22 protein-coding genes are annotated in these 26,398 nt (G+C 68.4%); 11 read left to right on the forward strand and 11 right to left on the reverse strand.

Annotation, left to right across the window (positions count from 1 at the left end; all coding sequences use genetic code 11):
- Positions 1-35: 35 nt before the first annotated feature.
- The 3 genes from BLQ49_RS00230 to BLQ49_RS00240 are packed head-to-tail and all read left to right on the forward strand — an operon-like array spanning position 36 to position 1,987.
- Complete coding sequence (locus BLQ49_RS00230) at positions 36-1,160, forward strand: flagellar basal body P-ring protein FlgI (protein WP_091712341.1); 1,125 nt, start codon at positions 36-38, stop codon at positions 1,158-1,160.
- A gap of 25 nt (positions 1,161-1,185) precedes the next feature.
- Complete coding sequence (locus tag BLQ49_RS00235; RefSeq protein WP_091712343.1) at positions 1,186-1,527, forward strand: rod-binding protein; 342 nt, start codon at positions 1,186-1,188, stop codon at positions 1,525-1,527.
- Positions 1,514-1,987 carry a hypothetical protein gene (locus tag BLQ49_RS00240; protein WP_091712345.1) on the forward strand — a complete coding sequence of 158 codons (474 nt, stop codon included), beginning with the start codon at positions 1,514-1,516 and terminating at the stop codon, positions 1,985-1,987. The genes BLQ49_RS00235 and BLQ49_RS00240 overlap by 14 nt, the downstream gene beginning before the upstream one ends.
- 6 nt (positions 1,988-1,993) lie before the next feature.
- Here the strand turns inward: BLQ49_RS00240 and BLQ49_RS00245 are convergent, their stop codons facing one another.
- The 5 genes from BLQ49_RS00245 to BLQ49_RS00265 all read right to left on the reverse strand — a co-directional run bounded on the left by BLQ49_RS00245 (position 1,994) and on the right by BLQ49_RS00265 (position 7,469).
- Positions 1,994-2,314 (reverse strand): porin, encoded by a 321-nt coding sequence (locus BLQ49_RS00245; protein ID WP_091712347.1) that lies wholly within the window; start codon positions 2,312-2,314, stop codon positions 1,994-1,996.
- Position 2,315: 1 nt separating this feature from the next.
- Positions 2,316-2,576 (reverse strand): hypothetical protein, encoded by a 261-nt coding sequence (locus BLQ49_RS00250; RefSeq protein ID WP_091712349.1) that lies wholly within the window; start codon positions 2,574-2,576, stop codon positions 2,316-2,318.
- Positions 2,577-2,723: 147 nt separating this feature from the next.
- On the reverse strand, positions 2,724-4,289 hold the full coding sequence (locus tag BLQ49_RS00255) for a flagellin (protein ID WP_091712350.1): 1,566 nt from the start codon (positions 4,287-4,289) through the stop codon (positions 2,724-2,726).
- Between the two features lie 2 nt (positions 4,290-4,291).
- Positions 4,292-6,145 carry a flagellar hook-associated protein FlgK gene (flgK, locus tag BLQ49_RS00260; protein ID WP_091712352.1) on the reverse strand — a complete coding sequence of 618 codons (1,854 nt, stop codon included), beginning with the start codon at positions 6,143-6,145 and terminating at the stop codon, positions 4,292-4,294.
- Between the two features lie 34 nt (positions 6,146-6,179).
- Positions 6,180-7,469: a flagellar hook protein FlgE gene (locus BLQ49_RS00265; RefSeq protein ID WP_091712354.1), complete on the reverse strand. Its 1,290-nt coding sequence runs from the start codon at positions 7,467-7,469 to the stop codon at positions 6,180-6,182.
- A 300-nt stretch (positions 7,470-7,769) separates the two neighbouring features.
- On the opposite strand from BLQ49_RS00265, the gene BLQ49_RS00270 reads away from it, so the two are divergent.
- Complete coding sequence (locus BLQ49_RS00270; protein WP_091712356.1) at positions 7,770-8,237, forward strand: BLUF domain-containing protein; 468 nt, start codon at positions 7,770-7,772, stop codon at positions 8,235-8,237.
- Between the two features lie 8 nt (positions 8,238-8,245).
- Positions 8,246-8,704, forward strand: a complete 459-nt coding sequence (locus BLQ49_RS00275) for a response regulator (protein WP_091712357.1) — start codon at positions 8,246-8,248, stop codon at positions 8,702-8,704.
- Positions 8,705-8,883: 179 nt separating this feature from the next.
- On the opposite strand, the gene BLQ49_RS00280 is transcribed toward BLQ49_RS00275, so the two are convergent.
- Positions 8,884-10,497 carry a peptide chain release factor 3 gene (locus tag BLQ49_RS00280; protein WP_091712359.1) on the reverse strand — a complete coding sequence of 538 codons (1,614 nt, stop codon included), beginning with the start codon at positions 10,495-10,497 and terminating at the stop codon, positions 8,884-8,886.
- Between the two features lie 179 nt (positions 10,498-10,676).
- On the opposite strand from BLQ49_RS00280, the gene BLQ49_RS00285 reads away from it, so the two are divergent.
- Positions 10,677-12,206: a DUF1800 domain-containing protein gene (locus tag BLQ49_RS00285; protein ID WP_091712360.1), complete on the forward strand. Its 1,530-nt coding sequence runs from the start codon at positions 10,677-10,679 to the stop codon at positions 12,204-12,206.
- On the forward strand, positions 12,203-13,390 hold the full coding sequence (locus tag BLQ49_RS00290) for a DUF1501 domain-containing protein (protein ID WP_091712362.1): 1,188 nt from the start codon (positions 12,203-12,205) through the stop codon (positions 13,388-13,390). The genes BLQ49_RS00285 and BLQ49_RS00290 overlap by 4 nt, the downstream gene beginning before the upstream one ends.
- A gap of 358 nt (positions 13,391-13,748) precedes the next feature.
- Here the strand turns inward: BLQ49_RS00290 and BLQ49_RS00295 are convergent, their stop codons facing one another.
- Positions 13,749-14,795, reverse strand: coding sequence for a threonine aldolase family protein (locus BLQ49_RS00295; RefSeq protein WP_091712363.1), 1,047 nt, complete (start codon positions 14,793-14,795; stop codon positions 13,749-13,751).
- Positions 14,796-15,016: 221 nt separating this feature from the next.
- Here BLQ49_RS00295 and rpsU point away from each other — a divergent pair, with 221 nt between their 5' ends.
- On the forward strand, positions 15,017-15,352 hold the full coding sequence (gene rpsU, locus BLQ49_RS00300) for a 30S ribosomal protein S21 (RefSeq protein ID WP_091712365.1): 336 nt from the start codon (positions 15,017-15,019) through the stop codon (positions 15,350-15,352).
- Between the two features lie 288 nt (positions 15,353-15,640).
- Here the strand turns inward: rpsU and BLQ49_RS00305 are convergent, their stop codons facing one another.
- Positions 15,641-16,033, reverse strand: coding sequence for a response regulator (locus BLQ49_RS00305; RefSeq protein WP_091712367.1), 393 nt, complete (start codon positions 16,031-16,033; stop codon positions 15,641-15,643).
- A gap of 318 nt (positions 16,034-16,351) precedes the next feature.
- Here BLQ49_RS00305 and BLQ49_RS00310 point away from each other — a divergent pair, with 318 nt between their 5' ends.
- Entirely contained in the window at positions 16,352-17,137 is a 786-nt protein-coding gene (locus tag BLQ49_RS00310) for a class II glutamine amidotransferase (RefSeq protein ID WP_091712369.1), read from the forward strand.
- A gap of 101 nt (positions 17,138-17,238) precedes the next feature.
- Entirely contained in the window at positions 17,239-18,672 is a 1,434-nt protein-coding gene (locus tag BLQ49_RS00315) for an NAD-dependent succinate-semialdehyde dehydrogenase (RefSeq protein WP_091713055.1), read from the forward strand.
- 7 nt (positions 18,673-18,679) lie between these two features.
- Here BLQ49_RS00315 and BLQ49_RS00320 read toward each other — a convergent pair whose 3' ends face one another.
- Positions 18,680-18,886: a SlyX family protein gene (locus tag BLQ49_RS00320; protein ID WP_091713057.1), complete on the reverse strand. Its 207-nt coding sequence runs from the start codon at positions 18,884-18,886 to the stop codon at positions 18,680-18,682.
- Positions 18,887-19,397: 511 nt separating this feature from the next.
- On the opposite strand from BLQ49_RS00320, the gene BLQ49_RS00325 reads away from it, so the two are divergent.
- Complete coding sequence (locus tag BLQ49_RS00325) at positions 19,398-20,873, forward strand: methyl-accepting chemotaxis protein (RefSeq protein ID WP_091712371.1); 1,476 nt, start codon at positions 19,398-19,400, stop codon at positions 20,871-20,873.
- Between the two features lie 23 nt (positions 20,874-20,896).
- Here the strand turns inward: BLQ49_RS00325 and BLQ49_RS00330 are convergent, their stop codons facing one another.
- Positions 20,897-22,048: a GGDEF domain-containing protein gene (locus BLQ49_RS00330; protein WP_091712373.1), complete on the reverse strand. Its 1,152-nt coding sequence runs from the start codon at positions 22,046-22,048 to the stop codon at positions 20,897-20,899.
- Positions 22,049-22,269: 221 nt separating this feature from the next.
- Positions 22,270-26,340, reverse strand: a complete 4,071-nt coding sequence (locus BLQ49_RS00335) for a Pls/PosA family non-ribosomal peptide synthetase (protein WP_091712375.1) — start codon at positions 26,338-26,340, stop codon at positions 22,270-22,272.
- Between the last annotated feature and the right edge of the window lie 58 nt (positions 26,341-26,398).

Consider the following 26,398-nt stretch of genomic DNA (forward strand, 5'->3'; position numbering starts at 1 on the left):
AAGGCGGAAGGTCCGTTCACCCGCGAAATTCCGGCATGCGCCCGCGTCCCGCGTCCAGCCTTCTCCACGCTCTCATCAGTGCCTTGCTGCTCGTCGCCCTGGCGAGCCCGGCCCTCGCCCTGTCGCGGGTCAAGGACCTCGCCTCCATCGAGGGCGTGCGCCAGAACCAGCTGGTGGGTTACGGCATCGTCGTTGGCCTCAATGGCACCGGCGACACGCTGAACAACATCCCGTTCACCAAGCAATCCCTCCAGGCGATGCTGGAGCGGCTCGGCGTCAACACCCGGGGCGCAACGATGCGGACGCAGAACCTCGCCGCCGTGATGGTAACGGCGAGCCTGCCGCCCTTCGCTGCCCAGGGCACCCGGATCGACGTGACAGTCTCCTCGCTCGGTGACGCCAAGTCCCTCCAGGGCGGCACCCTGCTGGTGACCCCGCTCCTCGGCGCCGACGGGGAGGTCTACGCCCTGGCACAGGGCTCGGTGGCGATCGCGGGCTTCGCCGCTGAGGGCGCCGCCGCCAAGATCACCCGGGGCGTGCCGACCAACGGGCGCATCTCCAACGGCGCCAATATCGAGCGCGAGATCGCCTTCAAGCTGAATGACGCCAAGTCCCTGCGCCTGTCCCTGCGCAACCCGGACTTCACCACGTCGAAGCGCATCGCGGCGGCGATCAACGACTTCATGGGCGCCGACACGGCCGAGCCCACGGACCCCGCCACCGTCACGATCCAGATCCCGGCCCGCTACAACGGCAACATGATCCGGCTGATCACCGAAGTTGAACAACTCAAGGTTGAGCCCGACCAGACCGCCCGGGTCATCGTCGACGAGCGCTCGGGCATCATCGTGATGGGCCGGGATGTGCACGTCTCCACGGTGGCGATCGCACAGGGCAACCTGACCATCACGATCACCGAGCAGCCGCAGGTCAGCCAGCCGGCCCCGCTGTCCAACGGCCGGACCGTCGTGGCGCCGCGCACCGGCGTGAAGGTCGATACCGGCGAGGGCAACAAGCTGGCCCTGGTCAAGGAGGGCGTGAGTCTGCGCGAGCTGGTCGATGGCCTCAACGCCCTCGGCGTCGGGCCCCGCGACCTGATCTCGATCCTGCAGGCGATCAAGGCGGCCGGCGCCCTGCAGGCCGAAATCGAGTTGATGTAACAAAAACCTAGGGAAGCGCGCGACCATGCAGGGCATCACCACCGCGACCAACGTCGCCGCCAGCCTCGGCACCGCAGCGGACGGCCTGATCGGCTCCGCCAGCAAGGCCAAGGCCTGGAAGACGGCCACCGAGTTCGAATCGATGTTCCTCGAATCCAGCCTCGACCGGCTGACCCAGTCCGAGGGGACCGACGGTCCGCTCGGCGAGAACGGCACGGGCGGCGGTATCTACCGTTCGATGCTGACCAAGGAATATGCGGGACAGATCGTGAAGAGCGGCGGCGTCGGCATCGCGGATTCGATCTTCCGTGAGATCATGAAGATGCAGGGTGCGACTAACAATGGAGCGGGCCATGCACAAGGCTGAGCCGCTGCGCGTCGCCGACCGGATCACTGCGGAGGCGCTGGTCGCGGGAGTACTCGGGAACATGGCTGCCCTGGAGTCCCTGCTCGCCGAGGAGGCGGACCATGTCCGCGCCGGGCGGCTGCGGGAGGGGATCGCGGTCTCCGAGCCGAAGGCCGCGCTGGCCGCCGCCTACATGCAGGGGCTGGAGGTCGCCAAGGCGAACGCCGTGGCGCTGAAGCGCTTTCATCCCGAAGGTGTCGAGCGGCTGCGGGCGGCGCATCGGCGTTTCACCGCCGCCGTGGAGGCGAACCAGACAGTGCTGGCCAGCGCCCGAACCGTTTCGGAGGGGCTGATCAAGTCCCTCGCCGAGGAGATCGGGCGGGCGCAGATGCCGTCGGGCTACGGAAAGCAGGCCCCGGCGCCCTCTCCATACGGACGCGGCGTGCGCAGCGGGCCTCTGATCCTGTCGCGGAACCTGTAGCGGGTCTCAGCGGCGGCCGTTGCCGATTCGAACGTAGGTCCGCACCTCGCCGAGATCGGTGTCGGTGCGGTTGTCGATGGCGAGCCGGCCGGCGACGAGCGGAGCCGTCGCGGCGCCGTGCCCGGCGCGCACATCCATGCCCGCCGCGACGCGGCCCGATACGCGGACGCAGCTCTCGCTGCCCGGCAGGCGGACGAAGCCCTGACCCTTGGACGGACACGGCACTGCGCCGGGGGTGACCGGCGCCTTTGGAAGATCACCGGCCATCGCAGGGCTCAGGGCGACCACGGCCGCAACGGCGATGAGCGGCAGGACTCGCCCGCCCATCTCAGGCAGCCTGGCGCGACAGGTGCCGGTGCAGCAGATCGATGTAGCCCTCGACCTCGCTGATGAAGGCGTCGAACTCCGGGGCCTGAAAGCGCAGGCGGGCCAGATCGCGCAGCAGGATATCCAGGGCGATGCCGCGATCCTCCATCCGCGTGTAGCCGGTGAGGTATGTGTCGATCGCCTGCTCGGCCAGGACGATTGCGCCGATCCGCGGTGTGCTGCCGAGACGGCGGACGAACTCGACGGGTTCGGACAGCGACATGCAGACCTCTCCTCAGGATGAACGGCGGCGCCTCCGCTTGCCGACGGTTCACTGCGGGAAAGCGGCAGCACTATGGTCGCCACCATCGATTAAGATTCGGCTCACCACAACAAGGCGTGATCTGTTTCAGGCAAGCCCGAGCCGGGCTCAGCTGATGTAGTTGACCAGCGAGAGCTTCGAGAGCGTCGCGGTGATCTGATAGCTGGCCTGCAGCCGGTTCTGGACGTCGAGGAGCTTGGCGATGACTTCCTCGGTGGGCGCCTGCTCGATCCCGTCCAGGGTGTTCTGAACGGTGTTCTGCGTGGCCGTGTTGGTGGTGCTGGCGCTGGAGAGACGTGCGGACGCGAGCGAGAGCTGTGTGACCGTGTCTTGGACGCTGGGGTTCGTCGTATCGGCGGAGGACAGCAACGCCCCCGCCTGATCGACCACCGCCTGGTAGGTGGCGGTGGTGCTGTTGTCGCTCGTCGTGGGCAGGGCGTAGGCCATCGTGGCGAGGCCGGCCAGGACGTTCCGGATCGCGCCGTCATTGGCCCGCGCGCCCGTACCGACCTTGGCGCTCGCGCCGATCTGGACGGACTGGGTATCGATCGCGGAGGTACCGGAATCCTCACCCTGGTACCACAGCACCGTGTTGGCCTTCGTTCCAGGCACGTAGACGGGGTTGCCGGTCGAATCCGTTCCGACGCGCTGGGGGATGACTCCGCCATTCGCCGACCCGGAGAAGAAGTTCTTCGCGGCGACCGCCGCGGAATTGACCGCCAGGGTACTGCCCGCGGCTGCCGTGAGGACGCCCTGGAGGGCCGTATTGAGGTTGGTGGCGGTGGCCGTGGTGTCGGCACCGATCGCGAAGGTCGCACCGGAGCTCGACGACGTCGACGCGGTGGTTCCGGAGACGGCGGTGAGCGTGAGCATCGTCGACGTGCCGTCGTGCATCTTCAGCGTGACCGTGACGCTGTCGCCCACGGCAGGCTGGCTATTCACGCCGATGGTCATCGTGCCGGCGGCGGTGGGCGTGCCAGCAACGGTGTCCGCCGAGATTGCCGAGGTCGTCGAGGAGGATCCGCCCAGGATGAAGCCGAAGCTCGCCCGGGTCGCGGGATCCGCTTCCTCCTTCACCTTGATCGAGGTGGCCGTGGGGGTGGTGGTACTCAGCCGGCCCGAGCCCGATCCGAGATCCGCCGCGGTCTGCTCCTCGATCAGCTGCGTCAGGCCCGCCTTCGGCGTCCCATCGCTGTTGGTCGTGCCGTTCAGGATCGTGTCGGCGTCGAGGACCGGCTGCGTGCTGGCATCGCTGCCCCCGAACAGGTAATTGCCCGCCGCCGACTGGTTGAGCGTATCGAGCACCGTCTGCAGGTTGCCGAGGGCGATCGAGCGGCCCGCGACCGAGCTGGTCGCCACGCTCTGCAGGCCGTTGTCCAGCGTCTGGCGGGCGCTCGTCCCGAGGCTCGCGACCTGGGTCAGGCTGGTGACCGCGAGGCTGGTCCGCGTCTGGCCGGCCGTGATGGCGGCGGCGTAGCCCCCGAGCGCGCTCAGCGTGGCCTGGGCGCTGAGTGCCGTAGACCGCCCGGCGCCGAGACCGCCATAGGTCTGGGATACCTGCCCGCTGGAAACCTGGTTGGACAGGTCGTTGAGCTGGTTCTTCAGCGTCGTGAGCTGCGCGGCGTTCCGGGTCGTCAGATAGGAGCCGGCCGCGAAGGGCGTGATCGTCGTCATGATCAGATCTGCAGCAGCTGGTTGAGCATGTCGCGGGCCGCCGTCAGCACCCGGGCGTTGGCGCCGTAGGCGGTCTGCAAGGCGATCAGGTTGGACATTTCCTGATCGATATTGACGCCGGCCCCGGCGGCGAACCGGCTCTGCGCTGTGGCGAGCGCAGTCTGCTGCGTGCCGTCGAGCGCCGTGGCGTTCGAGGACGCGGCGCCCTGGGCCGAGATGATGTCCTGCGCGAAGCCCGCGACGGTGGCTTGGTAGGGCGCCGAGATGCCGCCGATGCCGCTGGACGACGAGAAGGTCTGCTGCGTGGAGGTCAACGCCGCGTAGAGCTGCTGTGCGCGCGTCCCGGAGGCGTTGGTGTTCGTGGCGCTGGTCGAGCTGGCCGCGGCCGAGAGCGCCGCCGTATCGCCGGACAGGTTGGTGTTGACCGCGATTCGCTGCGCGAACCCGGTGAGCTGCGAGCCGCCGTCGAAGGTGCCGGTGTAGAGCTTGTTGTTCGTGCCGTCGACGAACAGGGCGAGCGACGGGTTGCCGGCGTAGAGGTCGCTGGCGGAAGCGACCGTGACGTTGGCGGTAGCGCCCGTCGCCTTGGTCTGGCTCCCGGCCGTCGGCGCGATCGAGACCGCGCTGCCGCTCATCGTGGCGGTCAACCCCACACCGAGATTGCCGAGCGCCGCGTTGATCGTGTCGGCGAACGTCTCGGGCGCGGTGGGGAGCTTGAAGGTCTGAACCAGGGCGGTCGAATCGTTCGTCTGGCTCGCCGGGACCGACGTGGCAGCGGCGCTGGACGCAATCAAGATGACGTTGCGCGTCGTGTTGCCCACGGTCACCGGGATGGTGATCGTGTTGCCCGCCTTCATCCCGGTCGGGTCGATCGTCGCCGTCGTCCCGTCCGAGGTGCCGGTGACCTGCTTGTCGGTCAGCGAACTCGAAAGACCCGCGGCGAGGTCGTCGAGCTGGCGCTGGGCCTGCGGCAAGGTCTGGTCGCGCAGTTCGAGCTGGGCCGCGAGGCTGCCGGAGCGCAGCACCCCGGGCTCGCCGAGGTCGATCTTGCCGCCGCCCGGCAACGTCGCCGTGATCGTGCCGACGGAGCGCGGCGTTGACGTGAGGGACGAATTCGCACTGAGCGTGCCGCGCCCATCAAAGCTCAGGGTCGCCGCGTTGCCACGATCAACCAGGGTCGCGCCCGACTGGGTGAGGACGGTGACCGTCCCATCGCTCTGCGTCGTCGTCTTGACGTCCATGTAGCTCGACAGGCCGTTGATCGCCTGGTCGCGCTGGTCCTGCAGGTCGGCGAGCGATGTGCCGTCCGTGGTGTTCTGGATCTTGGTGTTGAGGTTGGCGATGCTCGACAGCAGCGCGCTGGCCGAGCCCGTGTCGGTGCCGAGCTGCTGTTCGATCCCGGTGCGCAGGGTCTGCACCGTGTTGGCGGCGCTGTTGATCTGGCTGGCCAGGGCCGAGGCGTTGCTCAGCACCGTCGTCCGGGCGGCCGCGGAGATCGGGTTGGCGGAGAGCTGCTGCAGCGACTGCGTGAAGGTGTTCAGCGTGCCGTCGAGCGCCGTCGAGCTGCCCGGCGTGCCGTAGAGGGCATCGAGCTGGGAGATGATCCCGGCTTTGGTGCTGGTGTAGGCGGCTCCCGAGGTCTCCAAGCGGAGCTGGTTCAGGGCGGCCGCGTCGAAGCTGCGGGTAACCGTGCCGGCCGCGACGCCCAGATTGTTGATCCCGGTGGCGACCGGGGTCAGCGTCCGCTTGACGTATCCGGCCGTGCCGGCGTTGGCGACGTTCTGCGAGACAACGTTGATCGCCGCCTGCGTGGCGGCGAGACCGGCGGTCGCATTGGAGAGCGCGTTCAGCGACACCTGTGAGCCTCCTCGGCGACCCCCTCGAAATCAGCTACCGGATCACGTTGAGCAGATCGGACATCATCGTCTGGGCTGTCGACATGACGCGCGTATTCGCAGAGTAGGCCTGCTGGGTTACGATCATCTTAGAGAACTCGGTCGCAATGTCGGTATTGGATTGCTCGAGGCTGGCACCCGTGATGGTGCTGCCGTTGAGGCCCGCCTGCGGGGGCCCGGAATCAGCCGTCTGCAGGTAGTTGCCGTTGGTATCGGCCTTGAGCCCGTCGGGATTGGCAAATTGGGCGATCCCGACATTGGCGAGCGCCTTCACGGCCCCGTTCGAGAAGGTGCCGTTGATCTTGCCGTCGGTACCGACCGCGACGCTCGTCAGCGTGCCGGAGGTGCTGCCGTCCTGGCTCAGCGTGTTGGTGGTCGCGGCGCCGCTTGCGTCGGCGTATTGGGTCAGGCCGCCGGAGAGATCCAGCGTCAGACTCGGGAAGGTGTAGCCGGAGAATGTATCACCGCTCAGATCGACGGTGATCTGATTCGGATCGCTCGTTGTGCTGGTCGGAGTTGTCAGCTTGCCCGTCGAATCGAATGCAAACGTCGGGGTCTTCACATCCGCCCAGGTCGGGTTGCCCGTCGTCGCATCGGTCCCATCCTGGTAGGATAGTTTCCACGTCGAACCCGTCGTGGTGCTCGTGAGCTGGGTCCAGCGCATGTTGATCGTGACCGGCGCCCCAGACGACGTGTAGGCCGTGAGCGACGGGCCGGCGATGCTGCCGGCCGGCTGCGCCGAAGCGCTCGTCGAGGGCGTCGCCGGCAGGTTGGCCGCGTAGGTGATCGTGGTGGTCGGCTGCGCCGGGAGGGTCGGATTCCCGATGACGATCGGGCCCGTGGATTTGACCTGCCCCGTGGTCGGATCGAGGTTGGTCCCGATGAGGTAGCCGCCGGCTCCGTTCATCAGGTAGCCGTCCGCGGTCGGCGCGAAGTCGCCCCGGCGGGTATAGGCGTTCGTGCCGGTGAAGGTCGGGCTGCCACTGGCGTCACCGGTCTTCTGCACCACCGTGAAGAAGCCGGTGCCGGTGATCGACATGTTGGTCGGCACGCTCGACGAGACGACGTTGCCGGCGATCGTGTTGGTCAGCTGCGACTGAGCCAGGACCGAACCGGCGACCTCGCGCTTGGGTGTCGTCTCAGTCATCAGATCGACGAAGCTGGTGTCGACCCGCTTGTAGCCGGTGGTCTGCGAGTTCGCGATGTTCCCGGAGATGTTGCTGATGGCGTAGGACTGCGCCTGCAATCCGGAGACCGAGGTCTGCAGGGCGGAAAAAAGATCCATGGCGAGCGATCCCGATACGCGCCGTCACGGCCCGCAGGTCCTGTCGGCCGCAACCGCCGTGCCAGCGCCAAGCCCTTGAAAAGACTGACTCTGGCCTGCCTCGACCCGGCAGGCTTGGCAGCCTGATCGTCCGTCAGTCGGCAAATTCTGCCCGGGGTGGTCTCCCCGCCCGCCGCAGCCAGTCGCTCGCGTTTACGCCACGTTATCCGGCCGCATGCGAAGCTCGGGTCGGGCTAGGATCGGGGGCGGCGCGTCCTGGCCGGAAGCGCCGGACCGATCGGGATTTCGGATCACGGGATCATGCGGGCGAAACGGACGAGCCTCGTCCACATCATCTACTTCTCACGCCTGAACCTGTCGTCGGACCCGGGCAAGCGATCCGAGCAGATCGGCGAGATCGGCCGCATCGCCCAGAAGAAGAACGAGTTCGCGGTGATCACCAGCTTTCTGGTGATCGAGGGCAACTTCGCCTGTCAGGTGATCGAGGGCGAGCGTTCGTCGGTGCACGAGACCTTCGACCGGGTGAGCGCGGACAGCCGCCACCGGGACGTGCAGATCAGCGAGTGGCGCGAGATCGCCAAGCGCGAGTTCGTCCACTCCTTCAAGAGCGCCCAGCGCACGCCCGGCAACGAGACGCTGTTCGCCAAGGCCAACCTGCTGCCGATGCTCCAGCGCGGCACGCCGAAGGCCTCGGCGATCCACGGGCTGTGCCTCGCCCTTCAATCCGACACGATGTCCCGCCAGGGCATCGATCATCTCTTCGTCTGAGCCGCGCGATGTCTGAGAGCGATTCGAACCCGATCCTCATCGTCGACGACCAGGAGAAGCTTCTCCGGCTGATCGTGATGCTGATGACCCGCATCGGCTTTCCGGACGTCGAGGGCGTCACCAGCGCGACCGAGGCTCTGGAACGCCTCCGGCAGCGCCGCTACGCCCTCGTGATCTCCGACCTCGACATGGAGCCGATGGACGGGCTCAGCCTGCTGCGCGAGATCCGTGCCGACGACGCGCTGATGAACACGCCCTTCATGCTGACCGAATCGTCCTTCGATTTCGAGGACATCAACCTCGCCCACCAGGCGGGCGCGGATGCCTTCATCCTCAAGCCGTTCGACATGGCGGTGCTGAAGACCAAGCTGAAGCAGGTGCTCAACCGCAAGCCGCGCAAGCGCGAGGCGCCGATGGCGGCGGAATCGAGCTTGAGCGTGGAATTCCCGATGCTGGGGAAGTTCTGAGGGGCGGCTGAACGGCAAGACCTCCCACCCATCACCCTCATCCTGAGGTGCCGCTGCGGAGCGGAGGCCTCGAAGGAGCCCTCCAGGGATCGCGCGGCTGGCTGGAGCCCTCCTTCGAGGCCCGCTGACGCGGTCACCTCAGGATGAGGGCGTGGATTGGATCAGTGGTCTTGGACCGCTCACGCCGCCCGCTTCTGATAGTCCTTTACATCGGTGAAGCGCACCGCTGGGTAGCGCTCCTCTTCGTAGCGAAGCGAGAACGCCGTCGTCGCCATGAAGACCGGCGCCCCGTCGAGGTCCTTCGCCATGGCCGAACCGTGCGAGTCGATGAACTTGTCGAGCTCGACCTCGGAGTCCGATTCGATCCAGCGGCAGACCGAGAAGCGCGAGGTCTCGTAATCCACCGGCAGGCCGTACTCGGCCTGAAGCCGCTCCTTCAGCACGTCGAGCTGCAGCGCGCCGACCACGCCGACGATCGCCTGGCTGCCGTCCTGCGGCACGAACACCTGGACCACGCCCTCCTCGCCCATCTGCTGGAGCGCTTCGCGCAGCTTCTTGGCCTTCATGGCATCGGTGAGCTTGATCCGGCGCAGGATCTCCGGCGCGAAGCTCGGCACACCGCGGAACACGATGTCCTCGCCCTCGGTGAGGGTATCGCCGATCCGGAGCGTCCCATGGTTCGGGATGCCGACCACGTCGCCGGCATAGGCCTCGTCCGCGATGGCGCGGTCCTGGGCGAAGAAGAATTGCGGCGCCGAGAGCGAGATCGGCTTGCCGGTCCGCACGAGCCGGGCCTTCATGCCCCGGTTGAGCTTGCCCGAGCAGACCCGCATGAAGGCGATCCGGTCCCGGTGGTTCGGGTCCATATTCGCCTGGATCTTGAACACGAAGCCGGTCATGCGCGGCTCGGTCGGCTCCACGAGGCGCTTGTCGGCATCCTGGCCCCGGGGCGGCGGCGCCACCTGGGCGAGACCGTCGATCAGGTCGCGCACGCCGAAATTGCGGAGCGCCGAGCCGAAGAACACCGGCGTCAGGTGGCCCTCGCGGAACGCGTCGAGGTCGAACGGCTTCAGCCCGCCCTCGGCGAGTTCGACCTCCTCGCGCCACGCATCGGCCGCGCCGTTCTCGGTGAGGAGTTCGTCGAACAGCGGATCGTCGGGGCCTGAAACCGCGACCATCCCGGCATCCTCGGCGGCGTCGAGCCGGCGCACGCGCTTGCCGCCGAGTTCGTAGGTCCCGGAGAAGTTGCGGCCCGTGCCGATCGGCCACGTGACCGGGGCGACGTCGAGCGCCAGCGTCTTCTCGATCTCGTCCAAGAGTTCGAACGGGTCGCGGGCCTCGCGGTCGAGCTTGTTGACGAAGGTGACGATCGGGATGTCGCGCAGCCGGCAGACCTCGAACAGCTTGCGCGTGCGCGCCTCGATGCCCTTTGCGGCGTCGATCACCATCACTGCCGAATCGACCGCGGTCAGGGTCCGATAGGTGTCTTCCGAGAAGTCCTCGTGGCCGGGCGTGTCGAGGAGGTTGAAGACGCAGTCGCCGTACTCGAAGGTCATCACCGAGGTGACCACCGAGATGCCGCGCTCCTTCTCGATCCCCATCCAGTCGGAGCGGGTCGAGACGCGGTTGCGCTTGGCCTTCACCTCGCCCGCGAGCTGGATCGCGCCCCCGAACAGCAGCAGCTTCTCGGTCAGCGTGGTCTTGCCGGCGTCCGGGTGGGAGATGATCGCGAAGGTGCGCCGCCGCGACACCGGATCGGCCGGTCTCGCCTCGGTCTTGGTCTGCATCAGCATGGAGCGAACGCTCTGGGTCGGCGGAACGTGAGGGTGCGCGTCGGGCGCGGTCTCGGGATCGTGTAGCGGGATGCCCCGATATTGGCAAAGACGCGGGGCTGATCGGGGCGTCCCTTCAGGGACCGTACAGGGACCCGGCAACAGGCTCCGTCGACCGATTCACGCTTCGCGAGGCTGCCATGTCGCGCGCCGCACCACGCTGTCTCCTGATCACCGTCCTGCTCGTATCCCCGGCGGGGCCCGGACCATGGGCGGCCGGCCCGCCCGCCCCCTCCGCGGCGGCCGATGTCGCCTTCCTCGATGCCCTGACCTGGGGCGCCACGCCCTCCGCCTTCGCGCAGCTCGAGGCCGAGGGGCGCGCCCGTTGGCTGCACGGGCAGCTTCATCCGCCCGCCGAGCCGCGCCTGCCGCCAGAGGCGCAGGCCGCCATCGACGCGCTGACCCCGCCGGGTAGCCTGTTCGAGCGGGCCCAGGCGCTCGACGCGCAGGCGAAGGCGTTCAAGGACATCCAGGATCCCGAGGCCAAGAAGGCCGGGCAGCACGCCTTCCAGACGGCGCTCAACAATGCGGCCCGGAACGCCGCCTCCGCCTGGGTGCTGCGCGCCCTCTACAGCCCGGACCAGCTGCGCGAGCGGCTCACATGGTTCTGGTTCAACCGGTTCAACGTGCACCAGGGCAAGTCGACGCTCCGCGCCGCCGTGGGCGACTATGTCGACACGGCGATCCGTCCGCACGCGCTCGGGCGCTTCCGCGACCTGCTGATGGCGAGCCTGCGCCACCCGGCGATGCTGCATTACCTCGACAACGACGCCAACGCCGCCGGCCGCATCAACGAGAATTACGCCCGGGAGATCATGGAGCTGCACACGATGGGTGTCGGCTCCGGCTACACGCAAGCAGACGTGGAGGCGCTGGCGCGGATCCTGACCGGGGTCGGCATCGACCTGAAGCCCGAGGATCCGAAACTCCGGCCCGAGCACGCCGCCGATTTCCGCCGCGACGGGCTGTTCGCGTTCAACCCGAACCGCCACGACTACGGCGACAAGGTCTTCCTCGGCACGCGCATCCAGGGCCGCGGCTGGCCGGAGGTCGAGCAGGCCGTGGACCTCATCGCCCACCATCCCGCCACCGCGACGAACGTCTCCCGGGCGCTCGCCACCTACATCCTCGGGCAGGCGCCGGACGACGTGCTGGTGGCCCGGCTCGCTTCCGTCTTCACCCGCACGGACGGCGACATCGCGGCCGTGATGGAGGCGCTGGTGCGCGAGCCGGCCTTCGCGGCCGAGCGCGGCGGCGGCTTCAAGGATCCGGTGCGCTACGTCTTCTCGGCCGTGCGCATGGCCTATGATCAGCGCGTGATCCTCAATCCCGGCCCGGTGCTCGGCTGGCTGAACCGGCTCGGCGAGGGCCTGTTCAACCGGTCGACGCCGGACGGATACCCGCTCGATTCGGCGGCCTGGAGCGGGCCGGGGCAGCTCGCGACGCGGTTCGAGATCGCCCGGCAGATCGGCTCCGGCTCGGCCGGGCTGTTCAAGCCGCCGACGCCGGACCAGCCCGAGCAGCCGGCCTTCCCGGTGCTGGCCAACGGGCTCTACTACACGGCCTTGTCGGGCACCCTCTCAGCCTCGACGCGGGCCGCGCTCGCGCAGGCGGTCTCGCCCCAGGACTGGAACACCCTCTACCTCGCCTCGCCGGAGTTCATGCGATGAACCGTCGCGACCTCATCCGCGGCTCGGCGGCGCTCGGCCTGTCCACGGTGGCGGGGCGCGTCTGGGCCGCCCCGAAAGCCGATGCGCGCCTCCTCGTGGTGTTCCTGCGCGGCGCCTACGACGCTGCCAACGTAGTCATCCCGACCGGCAGCGAGTTCTATTACCGGTCACGGCCGAACCTCGCGATCGCCAAGCCCGACGCATCGGACCCGAAGGCGGGGCTGGCGCTTGACGCCGACTGGAGCCTGCATCCGGCTTTGTGCGAGACGATCCTGCCCCTCTTCGCCAAGGGACAGGCGGCCTTCGTGCCGTTCGCCGGCACCGACGACCTGACACGCAGCCATTTCGAGACCCAGGACACGATCGAGATGGGCCAGACCATCGGGACCGTGCGCGACTACAATTCCGGCTTCATGGCGCGGCTGGCCGCGGAGCTGACCCGGGTCCGGCCGATCGCCTTCACCGAGCAGATGCCGCTGATCTTCCGGGGCGGCGAGACAGTGCCGAACATCGCCATCAACGGCGTCGGCAAGCCCGGCATCGACGACCGACAGGCGAAGCTCATCGCCGCCATGTACAGCGGGACCAAGCTCGCCGGGGCGGTGACCGAGGGCTTTCGCGTGCGCGACGAGGTCTACCGCTCGATCTCCGAGCACGCGGCGCAGGCCGACCGCGGCGCGGTCTCGCCGAAGGGGTTCGAGCTGTCGGCCCGGCGCATCGGCCGCCTGATGCGCGACTCGTTCAACCTCGGCTTCGTGGATGTCGGCGGCTGGGACACGCACGTGAACCAGGGCGCGGGCACCGGCTACCTCGCCGACCGGCTGGGCGAGCTGGGACGCGGTCTGTCGGGCTTCGCGGAGGAGATCGGGCCCGGCTGGTCCGACACCGTGGTGGTGGTGCTGTCGGAGTTCGGCCGCACCTTCCGCGAGAACGGCAACCGCGGGACCGACCACGGCCACGGCAGCGTCTACTGGATCCTCGGCGGCGGCGTACGGGGCGGCCGGATCGCCGGGCCGCAGGTCCGGGCCGACGAGGCGAACCTGTTCCAGAACCGGGACTATCCGGTCCTGACCAATTACCGCGGCCTGCTGGGCGGCCTGTTCCAGCGCCTCTACGGCCTCGATCAGGCGAGCCTGCGCCGGATCTTTCCGAGCGCGGATCCGGCCGATCTGGCGCTGCTGTAGAACAGACTTGCGGTGGCACGCCCGGGCCACACAACAGGAACGCCGCCGTTGCCGGATCTGTCGCGGGTCCCCTCTCCCGTGCGGGAGAGGGATAGGGTGAGGGATGAGAATTCTCCGGAAGAGTCTCTGCCTGACTGCGCTTCGACGGCGTGCCTTATCCTGAACGTTCTCGTCCCTCACCCCAACCCTCTCCCGCACGGGAGAGGGGGTTAGGTCGCGCTTGCCAACCCTGTCGATAGGTGCCTGTCGTGCACCGTGCGCACGCCAACACGGTGTTGGCGTAGATTTTTGTATGGCCGCAGGTTTCCGCCGCAGGACAGGGGGGCACTCTTACGAGACCAGCTGTGCCGGCCCGGCCTCAGGCCGCCTCGGCCGACAGAGCGCGCAGGTCGCCGATCAGTTGCTCGACCCGCTCGGGCCTTGCATCCCAGGCGAACATGAAGCGCGCCCCGCCGCCGATGAAGGTGTAGAAGCGCCAGCCCCGGGCGCGCAGGCCGTCCATGGTGGCGGGCGGCAGCGTCAGGAAGACGGCGTTCGCCTCCACGGGAAACAGGGTCCGCACGCCCGGCAGCCCGGAGACGGCCTCGGCGAACAGCCGGGCGCAGGCATTGCCGTGGACCGCGTTACGGAGCCAGGCGCCGCTCTCCAGCATGCCGACCCAGGGGGCCGCGAGGAAGCGCATCTTCGAGGCGAGCTGGCCGGCCTGCTTACAGCGATAGCCGAAATCCTCGGCGAGCTTCCGATCGAAGAACACCACCGCCTCGCCGGCATGCATGCCGTTCTTGGTGCCGCCGAAACACAGGACGTCGACACCCACACGCCACGTCATGTCGGCGGGGCTGCAGCCGAGGCTCGCGCAGGCATTGGCGAAGCGCGAACCGTCCATGTGCAGGGCAAGGCCGAGCTCCCGGCAGGTCGCCGACAGGGCCTGGAGTTCGGCGAGGCTGTAGACCTGACCCGTCTCGGTCGGCTGGGTGATGGTGACCACCCGGGGCCGCGGGAAGTGGATGTCGTTCCGGTTCTGGGCGAGCCCGCGGATCGCCTCCGGCGTGAGCTTGCCGCCCTCGGTGCGGACGGTCAGCAGCTTCGAGCCGTTGGAGAAGAATTCCGGCGCACCGCACTCGTCGGTCTCCACATGGGCCGAGTCGGCGCAGATCACGCTGTGGTAGGATTGGCAGAGCGCCGCGAGCGCGAGGGCGTTGGCTGCGGTGCCGTTGAACGCGAAGAACACATCGCATTCGGTCTCGAACCGGGTCCGGAACGCGTCCGCGGCCCGCTGCGTCCAGACATCCTCGCCGTAGGCCGGGGCGTGGCCACGATTGGCCATCTCCATGGCGGCCCAGGCCTCCGGGCAGATGCCGGAATAGTTGTCGCTGGCGAATTGCTGCGAGTCGTCGTGTCTCATCCCGGCAACCTAGCACGGCGGTCGCGAAGATCGATCGTGCGAACAGGTTGGAACTGGTGCGCGCTTGGTGTAGAAGCCCCGCCAAGGCGTGGGCTCCACGCCGATTCGGAAACCGACGTTCCCGTCCCTCCCGGGTACATCCCGGGCGAGGGACGTTGCCGGTTTCCAGATCGGCGGCGGGCTGCGCGAGCCCCAAATCCAGGTCCAGAGGATCAAGTCCGTTGCAGGTACTCGTTCGCGACAACAACGTCGATCAGGCGCTCCGCGTCCTCAAGAAGAAGATGCAGCGCGAGGGCATCTTCCGCGAGATGAAGCAGCGCAAGGCTTATGAGAAGCCGTCCGTGCGCAAGGCTCGCGAGAAGGCCGAGGCCGTCCGCCGCGCCCGCAAGCAGGCCCGCAAGACCGCGATCCGCGAGGGCCTGATCGCCGCGCCGAAGCCGAAGCCCCGTTTCCCCGCCGGCAGCCGCCGTCCGGGCTTCCCGTCGCCGTCGGCCGCACAGGGTCAGGGCGGCAACGCCTCGGGTCAGGTGCCGGTGAGCCCCGCTCCCGCCGCCTGAGCGACGATACTGCGTTTGGAAAAACCCGGCCCGCGCAAGCGGCCGGGTTTTTTCGTTTGTGGTGGTGCTGTCGCGCTTCTGTTAGCCCGCCGCTCGCTCGGCGGCTCGCAGGCTCATGCGTTGCGGTTACGCACCAACATATTGAAAAAAGAGCATTTTCCCCTCCCGCTTGTGGGGAGGGGCCAGGGGTGGGGGTGGTGCAGAAGGCACCGTAACGATCCATCCTGCTTCACCCCCACCTCCAACTCCTCCCCACAAGGGGGAGGAGAGAAGCCCTGTGCCGTCCGCTCAAGCCGCCTTGGCGGCCATCGTGGCGTAATCCGCCTGGACCAGTACGTCGAGCGCCCGCCAGGGCTTCTGCATGTAGACCGCCTGATCCGGCAGGCGCGCGTCACGGCCCGCCCCGGAGGTCACGACCACGCGGACATCCGGCCAGCGGCGGCCCACCGCCTGCGCCAGGGAGACGCCGTCCATGGCACCCGGCAGGCGCACGTCGGCGAAGAGCAGCGCCACGGTGACGTCGGAACGCTCCAGCACCGAGAGCGCCGCCTCGGCGCTCTCGCAGGCGATCACGCCGAGATCCGTCTCTTCCAGCACCGCGGTGGCAAGGTCTCGAACCGCCGCGTCGTCCTCGACGACGAGGGCTACCGGGTTGGAACACTCGGGCTGTGCGCGATCCATTGATGTCTCCTGAGCTGGGTGCGTCGCCCCACGTCGGGTCATGGCCTTCAAAACAGGCTTCTGATTCCCCGATTCGGCCATGCTGACCTGTCAAGAGCCGGCTCACAAGAGTCGGCGCCATCCGGGACAGCATGCCCGCGTTGCAATCAGGCCGCGCCAAATTCGAGCGTCGAGCCCGAATTTGGCGCATCGGCCCTGCGGTTAAGAAACTGTTCACCCGTGTGGACCGACTGTTAACATCCTGCGACGGAACGTACCCAACGCGCACGAAGCCCTGTCGGCTTCACGCGGGTCAGAGCTGAAGGATCGCTGTCCGACATGTGCCGTTTCCTCGCCTACAGCGGTGAGCCGGTCTTCCTCTCCGACCTCGTCTGCGCGCCGACCCACTCGCTGGTGCACCAGTCGCTGCACGCCGACGAGGGGAAAACCGAGACCAACGGCGACGGGTTCGGCATCGGCTGGTACGCGGAGCGGCCCGAGCCAGGGGTCTATCGCGACATCTCGCCGGCCTGGTCGGACGAGAATCTGGTCAACCTCTGCGGGCAGGTTCGGGCGCGGACCTTCTTCGCCCATGTCCGGGCCTCGACCGGCACCGCCACGGCGCGGGCCAATTGCCATCCGTTCGTCCACGGCCGGCACCTGTTCATGCACAACGGCCAGATCGGCGGCTATCACCGGATCAAGCGCCGGCTCGAGGCGCTGATTCCGGATGCGCTTTACGATAACCGCCGCGGCAGCACCGATTCCGAGGCGATCTTCCTCCTGGCACTGGCCAACGGGCTGGAGCAGGACCCCGTGGGCGCGATGGCGCGGACCATGAAGATCATCCGCGGGCTGATGGACGAGGCCGCAATCTGCGAGCCGGTCCGCTTCACGGCGCTGCTCACCGACGGCGAGACGCTGACCGCCTACCGTTGGGCTTGCGACGGGCGCCCGCCGAGCCTGTACTTCCGCGAGGGACCGGGTGGCATCGTCGTAGTGTCCGAGCCAATCGACGGCTGCCGCGAGGGATGGAAGGTCGTACCGAAGGACGCAACGCTCCGCGCCCGGCATGGAACCGCGACCATCGTGGAGCTCCCCGAGCGCACCCGCGCCGCCGCCTGAGTGACAACCGTCCGAGCCATGCCGCTGCGGGGATTGCCTGCGCGTGCGAGATGGCCACACTCGGCGCGCGGTCGATGCTGCGGCCGGACGGGAATCGATCGATGTATCCGGATACCGAGTTGCATATCGCCGGGCGCTGGCGCGCGGGCGCCGGACAAGACACGCTGCCGGTCCTGAACCCCGCGACGGGCGAGACGATCGGCCAGTGCGCGGTCGCCAGCACGGCGGATCTCGACGAGGCGCTGGCGGCGGCGGCCCGGGCCTTCCCGGCCTGGCGGAAGGTGGCGCCGTTCGAGCGCGCCAAGGTGATGCGCAAGGCCGCCGACCTGATGCGCGAACGCGCCGAAGATATCGCCCGGATCATGACCCAGGAGCAGGGCAAGCCGCTCGCCGAGGCGCGGATCGAGACGCTCGCGGCCGCCGACATCATCGACTGGTTCGCCGAGGAAGGGAAGCGCGCCTACGGCCGTGTCATCCCCGGCCGGGCCGACGGGGTGCTCCAGGCCGTGATCCGCGAGCCGGTGGGCCCGGTGGCCTGCTTCACGCCCTGGAACTTCCCGATCAACCAGGCGGTCCGCAAGATCTCGGCGGCCCTCTGCACCGGCTGCACGGTGATCCTCAAGGGTCCCGAGGACACGCCAGCGAGCTGCGCCGCCCTGGTGCGCGCCTTCCTGGATGCCGGCATCCCGGGGGACGCGCTCTCCCTCGTTTACGGCGATCCGGCGACGATCTCGTCCTATCTGATCGCCCACCCGGTGATCCGGAAGATCTCGTTCACTGGCTCCACGGTGGTCGGCAAGAAGCTCGCGGCGCTCGCGGGCGAGCACATGAAGCGAGCCACGATGGAACTTGGCGGCCACGCTCCGGCGATCGTGTTCGGCGACGCAGATGTCGAGAAGGCCGTCTCGATCCTGGCCCCCTCCAAGTTCCGGAACGCCGGACAGGTCTGCGTCTCGCCGACCCGCTTCCTGGTCCACGATTCCGTGTTCGACCGGTTCGTCGAGGGCTTTTCGACCTTCGCCAAGAACCTCAAGGTGGGCGACGGGCTCGATCCCGACACCAAGATGGGTCCGCTGATCCACAGCCGGCGCCTCGAAGCCGTCGAGGCGCTGACGGCGGATGCCGAATCCGGCGGCGCGACGCTCCGCACCGGGGGCAAGCGGATCGGCAACCGAGGCAATTTCTTCGAGCCGACGGTTCTCACCGAGGTGCCGCTCTCCATGCGGATCATGAACGAGGAGCCGTTCGGCCCGCTCGCGATCATCAACCGGTTCTCGGAGGACGAGGAGGCCCTCAGCGAGGCGAACCGCCTGCCCTACGGTCTGGCGGCCTACGCCTACACCCGCTCGGCCGAGCGGGCCGCACGGGTGTCGAACGGTGTCGAGAGCGGCATGATCTCGATCAACCACCACGGCCTCGCCCTGCCGGAGACACCGTTCGGCGGCGTCAAGGATTCCGGCTACGGCAGCGAGGGCGGCCCGGAGGCGCTCGACGCCTACCTGGTCACCAAATTCGTCACGCAGGCGAATTTCTGATGGATCGTCAGTAATGCGGAGGCGGCGGTTCGGGGGCCCGCGGGGCGGCCCGGGCAGCCGCCTCCTCCATCTGCTCGCGCAGGCCTTCGACCTGTCGGGACAACCGGTCGATCAGCCGCCACTGCTCGGTGACGATTCGGTTGAGATCCTCGACCGTCGCCTCCTGCTCGGTGAGGCGCATCTCCAGGCGGTCCATCCGGTTCGGCTCATCCATCTGTGATCCCCCTTGGCCCAGCGTCAGGCCGGCCATGCTTACGGATCGTCGTTCCATAATGGCGTCAGACCCATCCGCCGAGCGGGACGGAGCGGCGCGAGCAAGACCCTGAATCCATAGCGCGCTGTCGGTGGCGGAGTCCGATGGATGGCGGGGGAACAGAGCGCGGGCCCCTGCCCCGGAGCGCGCGCCGAACCGATCCGAGGCGATCCAGAACGCACACCTCGATACCAAGGTTTCGAACGCCGGAACCCACGGGCAGTTCTGTTTTGCCGGCTTTCGATGCCGCCCCTCGACAAGACCACCGCGCAGCTCTGCGCAGATTGGAATCAAGCAGTGGCCGGCGCGCCTAGCGATCGGACATTGTAACCCGTGCGGCGCGTCCGGCAGAGTTACGACGTCCTACTGGGCGAGATGCGGCACGATCAACCATCGTTAGCAAACTTATCAGTTTTTAAACCATCCTGTGGCGCCTGTTTAGCTTCACGGCAAATTACGTTCGGGGTCGTCGATGGCACTCTTTGGTTCACGTTCGGATGTCCCCCTGTCGGCACTCGATCGGACCATGGGGCGGATCGAATTCGATCCCGCGGGCCACATCACGGACGCCAACGCGATCTTCCTCGATCTTGTCGGCTACAGCCTCACGGAGGTACGCGGGCGCCACCACAGCCTGTTCGTGCCGGAATCTGAGCGTGCGAGCCCGGACTATGCCACGTTCTGGGACCGGCTGCGCGCCGGTCAGCCCCAGGTTCGCGAGTTCGCCCGCCTGACCAAGGATGGACGGATCGTGTGGGTGAAGGGCTCCTACAACCCGATCCTCGACCGCAACGGCAAGACGACCAAGGTCGTGAAGATCGCCACGGATGTGACCGAGGAACGGGCGCGCAACGCCCTGTATGCGGGTCAGATCGCGGCCATCAACCGCTCGCAGGCGATGATCTGCTTCGCTCTCGATGGCACCATCACGGATGCCAACGCGAATTTCCTTTCGACCCTGGGCTACACCCTCGACGAGATTCGTGGCCGTCATCACCGCATGTTCATGCCGCCCGCCGATGCGGCGAGCCCGGACTACGCGGCGTTCTGGGCGGCCCTGGCGGCGGGTCGGTACCAAGCCGGCGAGTTTCAGCGGATCGGCAAGGGCGGGCGGGTCGTCTGGATCTTCGGCGCCTACAATCCGATCCTCGACGCGGAGGGCAAGCCCTGCGCAGTCGTCAAGTTCGCCACCGACGTGACCCAGCAGGTCGAGGACCGGCAGCGCCGGGCTGCGGGGCAGCGCGCGATCGAGGGGGACATCGCGGCGATCCGCGACTCCATGAGCCGCGTCGTCCAGCAGGCCGATGAGACCGCGGAGGCGTCGAACCAGACGGCCCGCAACGTCCAGGCGGTCGCGGCCGGCTCGGAGGAGTTCGCCGCCTCCATCGAGGAGCTGAGCCGTCACGCCCTGGGCGCCAAGGCCTCGGTCGATCAGGTGGTCACGCGCGCCGAGGAGGCCGGAGCGATCGTGGTCGGGCTGACCGGTGCCGCCGACCGGATCGGCGCCGCCGTGAACCTGATCCGCTCCATCGCCGACCAGACGAACCTTCTGGCCCTCAATGCCACGATCGAGGCCGCACGGGCCGGTGCGGCCGGCAAGGGGTTTGCGGTCGTGGCCGCCGAGGTGAAGGCGCTCGCCGAGCAGACCGCCCGGGCGACCGGCGAGATCGGCAGCCAGATCGCCGCCGTTCAGATGGAGACCGCCAAGGCCGTCTCCGCCATCGACGGGATCGGTTCGACCATCGAGCAGCTGAGTGCGATCACGCTGAGCGTCTCGTCCGCCGTGACCGAGCAGGCGGCGGTGACCCGCGACCTGACCGAGAATATGCAATCGGCCGCCCACAGCGTCGACACGGCGCGCGCCGCGATGGCCGAGATCGCAGCCTCGGCGGCCCATGTCGATGAATCGGTTCGCAAGGTCTCGGAGGCGGCGCGCGCCCTGGCCTGACCAGCCGGAACGCCCCGTCGGATTCAGGCGGCCCGGGCGGTGGCCCCGGCCACCGCAACCCGGTCGCGGCCGTTGTTCTTGGCGGCATAGAGTGCGGCATCCGCCCGCCGCATCAGCGTATCGAACGCAATCCCGTGGTGCGTCTGGGCGATGCCGATGCTGACGCTCACGCGCAGGTCCGGCAACTCCGGAACGTTGAGCTGCGCGAAGGTCCGGCGCAGCTCCTCGGCTCGGCCCAGCGCTTCCGCGGGCGAGACCTCCGGCAGGAAGCAGGCGAATTCCTCACCGCCCAGGCGCCCCAGCAGCGCATCGCGCGGCAGCAGGGACGCCGCCATGGCGCAGAAGCCCACCAGCACCGCATCCCCGACCGCATGCCCGTGGACATCGTTGACGGCCTTGAACCGGTCGAGGTCGAAAAGCAGCAGCGCCCCGTCCGCGTGCTTGACCAGCGCCCGCCCGGCGGCATCCACGAAGGCGCGGCGGTTTCGCACGCCCGTCAGCGCATCGGTCGATGCGGCGATGCGCTGCTCGCGCTCGGCCCGCTCCTTCACCAGGGCCATGAAGGTGAACGCCGCGGCGATGGAGAACAGGATCGTCGCGAAGCACAGGATCGCCACCCAGGGCGAGGCGAGCGGATTCGGGGCGATCTGCGGCGGAGCGAGCAGCGTCAAGGGGATGCGCACGCCGTAGAAGGCCCCGTGCAGCCCGAGCACGGCAGCCGCCGTGAGCCGGGACGCCAGTCGTTCCGCGCGGCCGTGCCAGATCTCAGCGGTCGCAGCGCCGCAATAGATCATGGTCACCGCGGAGGCATACACGATGCGCAGCGTCACCGATCCATAGAAGGTCGGGATGAGGCACAGGGCGCACCAGACGAGCGCACCCACCATCGCCAGCCCCACACGAGGCCGGCGCCGTTCGAACGAGCGGACGCCGCTCCAGATCAGGCCGTAGGCGCAGAGAATGACCGCATTCGACAGCACGATCGAAATCGCGTCGGGGATCTGGCCCCGGAGCGCGAGCCCGGCGGTACCGACCGCGCCGACCAGGTGGGCCCCACCCCAGTAGGCCAGGGTCCGCTCCTCGGGCGCCTGCCGCCACGACGTGAGGAACAGCGTTCCGGCCAGCAGGGTGACCGTCGAATTGACGATGAGCAGCGTGGGGGGATCAAGGTGCACGGTCGACCATCCACCTCCCATGCGAAGACGCCGCTGCGGCACCCATCCGTGGCCATTGATTACGTTCGTCGACGAATCAGGCTAGACAGCTATCAGTAGGGCCTAGACCGACATATAGCCACATCGGGTTGAGATATTTCTACGTATTTAGACACGGCACAGTCAAGGGCGCGGGCTGAGACGCAGGTACCTGCGCCTCAGCCACGATCCATCACGCATGCTCAGGCGGCGTGGATCACCGGGACCGCGGGAGCCCCTTCCCATTCGGTATTGCCGGGAATCGACTCGCCCTTCATCACGATGGTGAGCGGGCGCAGCCGCGCGTAGTCGCCGACCTTGGTGTCGTACAGAACCGTCGAGAAGGCGCCGACCGACACGCCCTTGCCCACGACCACCCGGCCGATCTTCATGATCCGGTCCTCGTAGAGGTGGGTCTGAAGCGCCGAGACGCGGTTGATCGTGGCGTAGTCGCCGATCGTCACGCAGTCGAACTCGGTGATGTCGGTGGTGAGCATGCAGACGCCCCGGCCGATCTTCACGCCGAACAGGCGCAGCACCCAGGGCAGGAACGGCGTGCCCTGGAGGTGCTCCAGCAGCACCTTGCCGGCGAGCCCCCAATAGGCCACCGCGATGGCCTCGGTGCGCATGGCCCACCACGACCACATCGGCTGCATGCCGGGCCGGTAGACGCCCATCAGCAGCCACTTCATCGCGATGACCGCCGAGGACTGGATCAGCGCGATCGCAACGCTCGCCGTGACGAAGCTGATTGCCAGCCCGATCCAATCCTTCTCCAGGATCGCCGGGTAGAAGTACCAGTCGATCACGGTGATCGCGAGGGTGATGTAGAGCATCGGCGAGAACGAGGTCGCGAAGGCCTCGAACACGCCGCGCCGGACCTTCGGCCACATCCCGGGTTCGTAGGTCTGGGCGTTCGATCCCAGATCGACCTTCTGGCGGGCGGGCAGCCGGATCGGCGGCGAGCCGAACCACGTCTCGCCGGGGCTCATCGCCTCGTTGGCCGGCGGCTTCGACTTGATGCCGATCAGCACGTCGTCGGGGATGACGGCGCCGGGTGGCACCACGGCGTCGTTGCCGACGAAGACCCGGGCACCGGTCTGGGTCGGTTCGAGGTGCATCCAGCCGCGCCGGATCTCCTCCTCGCCGTACACCACCTCGTCGGCGACGAAGTTCTTCGCCCCGATATCGGCGAGGTCGTAGCGGCCACCGAGATTCGTCGAGATCTCGGCGCCGTGGCCCATATTGGCGCCCATCAGCCGGTACCACGCCCGCATGTAGACGGTGGCGAACAGCGAGGAGAGCGTCTCCAGCGTCACCTCGACGGCGAGCGCCAGCGACCACTTCCGCAAATAGAACAGCGAGTGGACCGAGTAGGTGCCGGTGCGCGTCCGGGGCAGCACGACCCAGCGGATGCCGGCGATCAGCAGCACCGTGCCGGCGGTCATCAGCATGGCGGTCGGCCATGTGAGGATCGGCAGGTACCAGTGGTAGTCGACGTCCGTGATGTCGGAGAGCGAGTCCGAGATCTGGTCGAAGATGAAGAAGGCCGGGAAGATCGGCAGCAGGCCCACCGCCGGGATCACGGCGAGGAGCAGCGTGTAGGCGACCATGAAGGCAGCCCGGCGCTCCCACGAGGCGTCGGCCGGCGCGGGCAATGCGGTGGGATCGGCCATTCCGACCTTGCGGCCGGGCGAACCGTCCCAGCGCTCGGCGGCCCCGACCCGCGAGCCGGCCGGGATCGTGGTGAGATCGCCGATCTCGGCCTGCGGGCCGATCACCGTGTCGTGGCTGATCACGCAGGAGGTGCCGACCGCCGCATCCGCGCCGATCTCCACGCGGCCGATGACCAGCTCGTTGCCGGTGATCTCGGCGTTGGCGATCACGAGGCGCCCGCCGAGCGACGCGCCGTCGCCGATCGTGAGGAGATCGGGGGCGCCGACCTCAATGTCGGAGATCACCGTATCGCGGCCGATCTTCGCGCCCATCAGGCGCAGGTAGATCGCGATGGCCGGCGAGCCCTGGAGCCATTTCACGTGGACGAGGGGCGCCAGCCGCTGCGCCAGCCACCAGCGGTAGTAATAGGCCCCCCAGAGCGGATAGCGGCCGGGCTTGGTCCGCCCCAGGATCAGCCACTTGCCGGCCACGGCGATGACCGCCGTCACGCCGTTGATCGCCACGTAGACGAGGAGCAGCACCCCGAGTTCGGCGAAGAAGCTCAAGCCGCCGCCGGTGAGCAGCAGGTAGGTCACGAACATGCCGAGCCACTGGGCGGTGGCGAGCGCGATCACGACGGGCAGAGCCACGAGCTGAGCGAGGCCGCAGAGCGCGCGGCGCAGCAGGGGCGGCGGCGCGAAGCTGAGGTCGCGGGTCGCAGCCGCCGCGCCCATGCCGCCGGTGCGGGCGATCAGCGCGTCGGCCATCGCCCGCATTGTGCGGAGCGCGTAGACATCCGGCAGGGTGATGCCGGCGAGCGGCGGGTTCTCGCGCACCGCCGACACGAAGCGGGCGGCGAGCAGCGAGTGGCCGCCCAGATCGGCGAAGAAATCGCCCTCGAGCGGGATCGGCTGGTTGCCGAAGATCTGCTTGGCCGCGGCCACGAGCGCGGCCTCGGTCTCGTTGGCCGGGGGCTCCTGCTCGCCGTCCGCCGCCACCACGGTGAGCGGCGCGATCTTGAGGGCCTTCCGGTCGACCTTGCCCGAGGTGAGGCGCGGCAGCGTCTCGGCCACCTCGAAATGGCCGGGTACCATGTAGGGCGGCATCTGCCCGGCGAGCGTCTTGCGCAGGGCGGCGGTGTCGACGGTCCGGCCGCGCTCCGGGATCAGGAAGGCGACCAAGCGATCGACGCCGTCATCCTGCCGCAGCACCACGGCCGCCTGGTTGATCTCGGGCACTGCGCGGATGCGCGCCTCGATCTCGCCGAGCTCCACGCGAAAACCGCGGATCTTGACCTGATCGTCGATGCGGCCGTGGAACACGATCCGCCCGGCGGCATCGAGGGAGACGGCATCGCCCGAGCGGTAGAGCACGGGGTCGGTCCCGTCCGAGCCGAAGGGGTTGGCGATGAACTTTTCCGCCGTCAGCTCGGGGCGCGCGAGGTAGCCCCGGGCGACACCGGGACCACCAATCAGCAGTTCGCCCTGCTGGTCGCGCCCGAGCAGGCTCAGATCCTCACCCGCCACGTAGACGGAATAGTTCGGGATCGGCCCGCCGATCGTGACCGGCTCACCGGGCCGCATCTCGGCGGCGGTGGCGACCACGGTCGCCTCGGTCGGCCCGTAGGTGTTGAACAGCTGGCGCGTACCCGTGGCCCAGCGGGCGACCAGCGGCTCCGGCAGCGCCTCGCCGCCGAGCAGCACGAGCCGAACGGTCGGCAGGTCGCCGGAGATCATCGCCAGCAGGGTCGGCACGGTGTCGAGCACCGTGATCCGCTCGGCCTCCAGGATGCCGGGCAGGGATTCGACGTCGCCCATCATGGCCGGGCTCGCGACGAACAGCGTGGCGCCGACGAGATACGGAACCCAGATCTCCTCCATGGAGAGGTCGAAGGCGACCGAGGCGCCCTGGAACACCACGTCGTCGGCGCGCATGCCGTAGAGCGCGTTCCCCGAGCGCAGGAAGTGGCAGATGTTGGCGTGGCTGATGACGATGCCCTTCGGCACGCCGGTCGAGCCCGAGGTGTAGATCAGGTAGGCGGGGTGCTCGGGTGTGAGACCCAGCGCGCGGGCATCCGGAACTGGAGCCCCGGCCGGGGTGGCGGCATCGAGATCGGCCGGGGTCAGGGCCGGCGCGGCGTCGGGGGCGGCGGGCTTCAGCGCCGGTGAGACGAGGAGCGCCTTTGCGGCGGCGTCGGTCAGGCACACGCCCACCCGGTCGGCCGGCGCCTCGGCGTCGAAGGGCAGCCACGCGGCGCCCGACATCGTGATGCCGATCTGCGCCACGAGGAGTTCGGGACCCCGGGCCATCCACAGGCCGACCACGTCGCCCGGCCCGATGCCGCGATGGCTAAGCCCGGCGGCGATCCGACCGGCGCGGGCGGCGACCTCGGCATAGGTCAGGTGCGGATGGACGCCGCCCGCCTGCACGGTCGCGCCGTCGATCAGGCAAGGATGGTCTGGCCTGGACCGGGCCGAGTCCAAAAAAATCTCGGCCAGGACCTCGTCGCGGATCAGGTCGGGCCGGTGGGCGCCCTGCAGGATCGCCGCTCCGGCATCGTGACGTCCGCTGGCCCCGGCAGCCGGTCCGGGCCGGGTCTTCTCGGCGACGTCACTCATCCGCTGCTCCGCTGGCCGGCCGCGCAGGCCGACGCCTCCCGTGGCGGTTGCCCTATAG

Source organism: Methylobacterium phyllostachyos (genome assembly GCF_900103445.1).
GTDB classification, from domain to species: Bacteria; Pseudomonadota; Alphaproteobacteria; order Rhizobiales; family Beijerinckiaceae; genus Methylobacterium; species Methylobacterium phyllostachyos.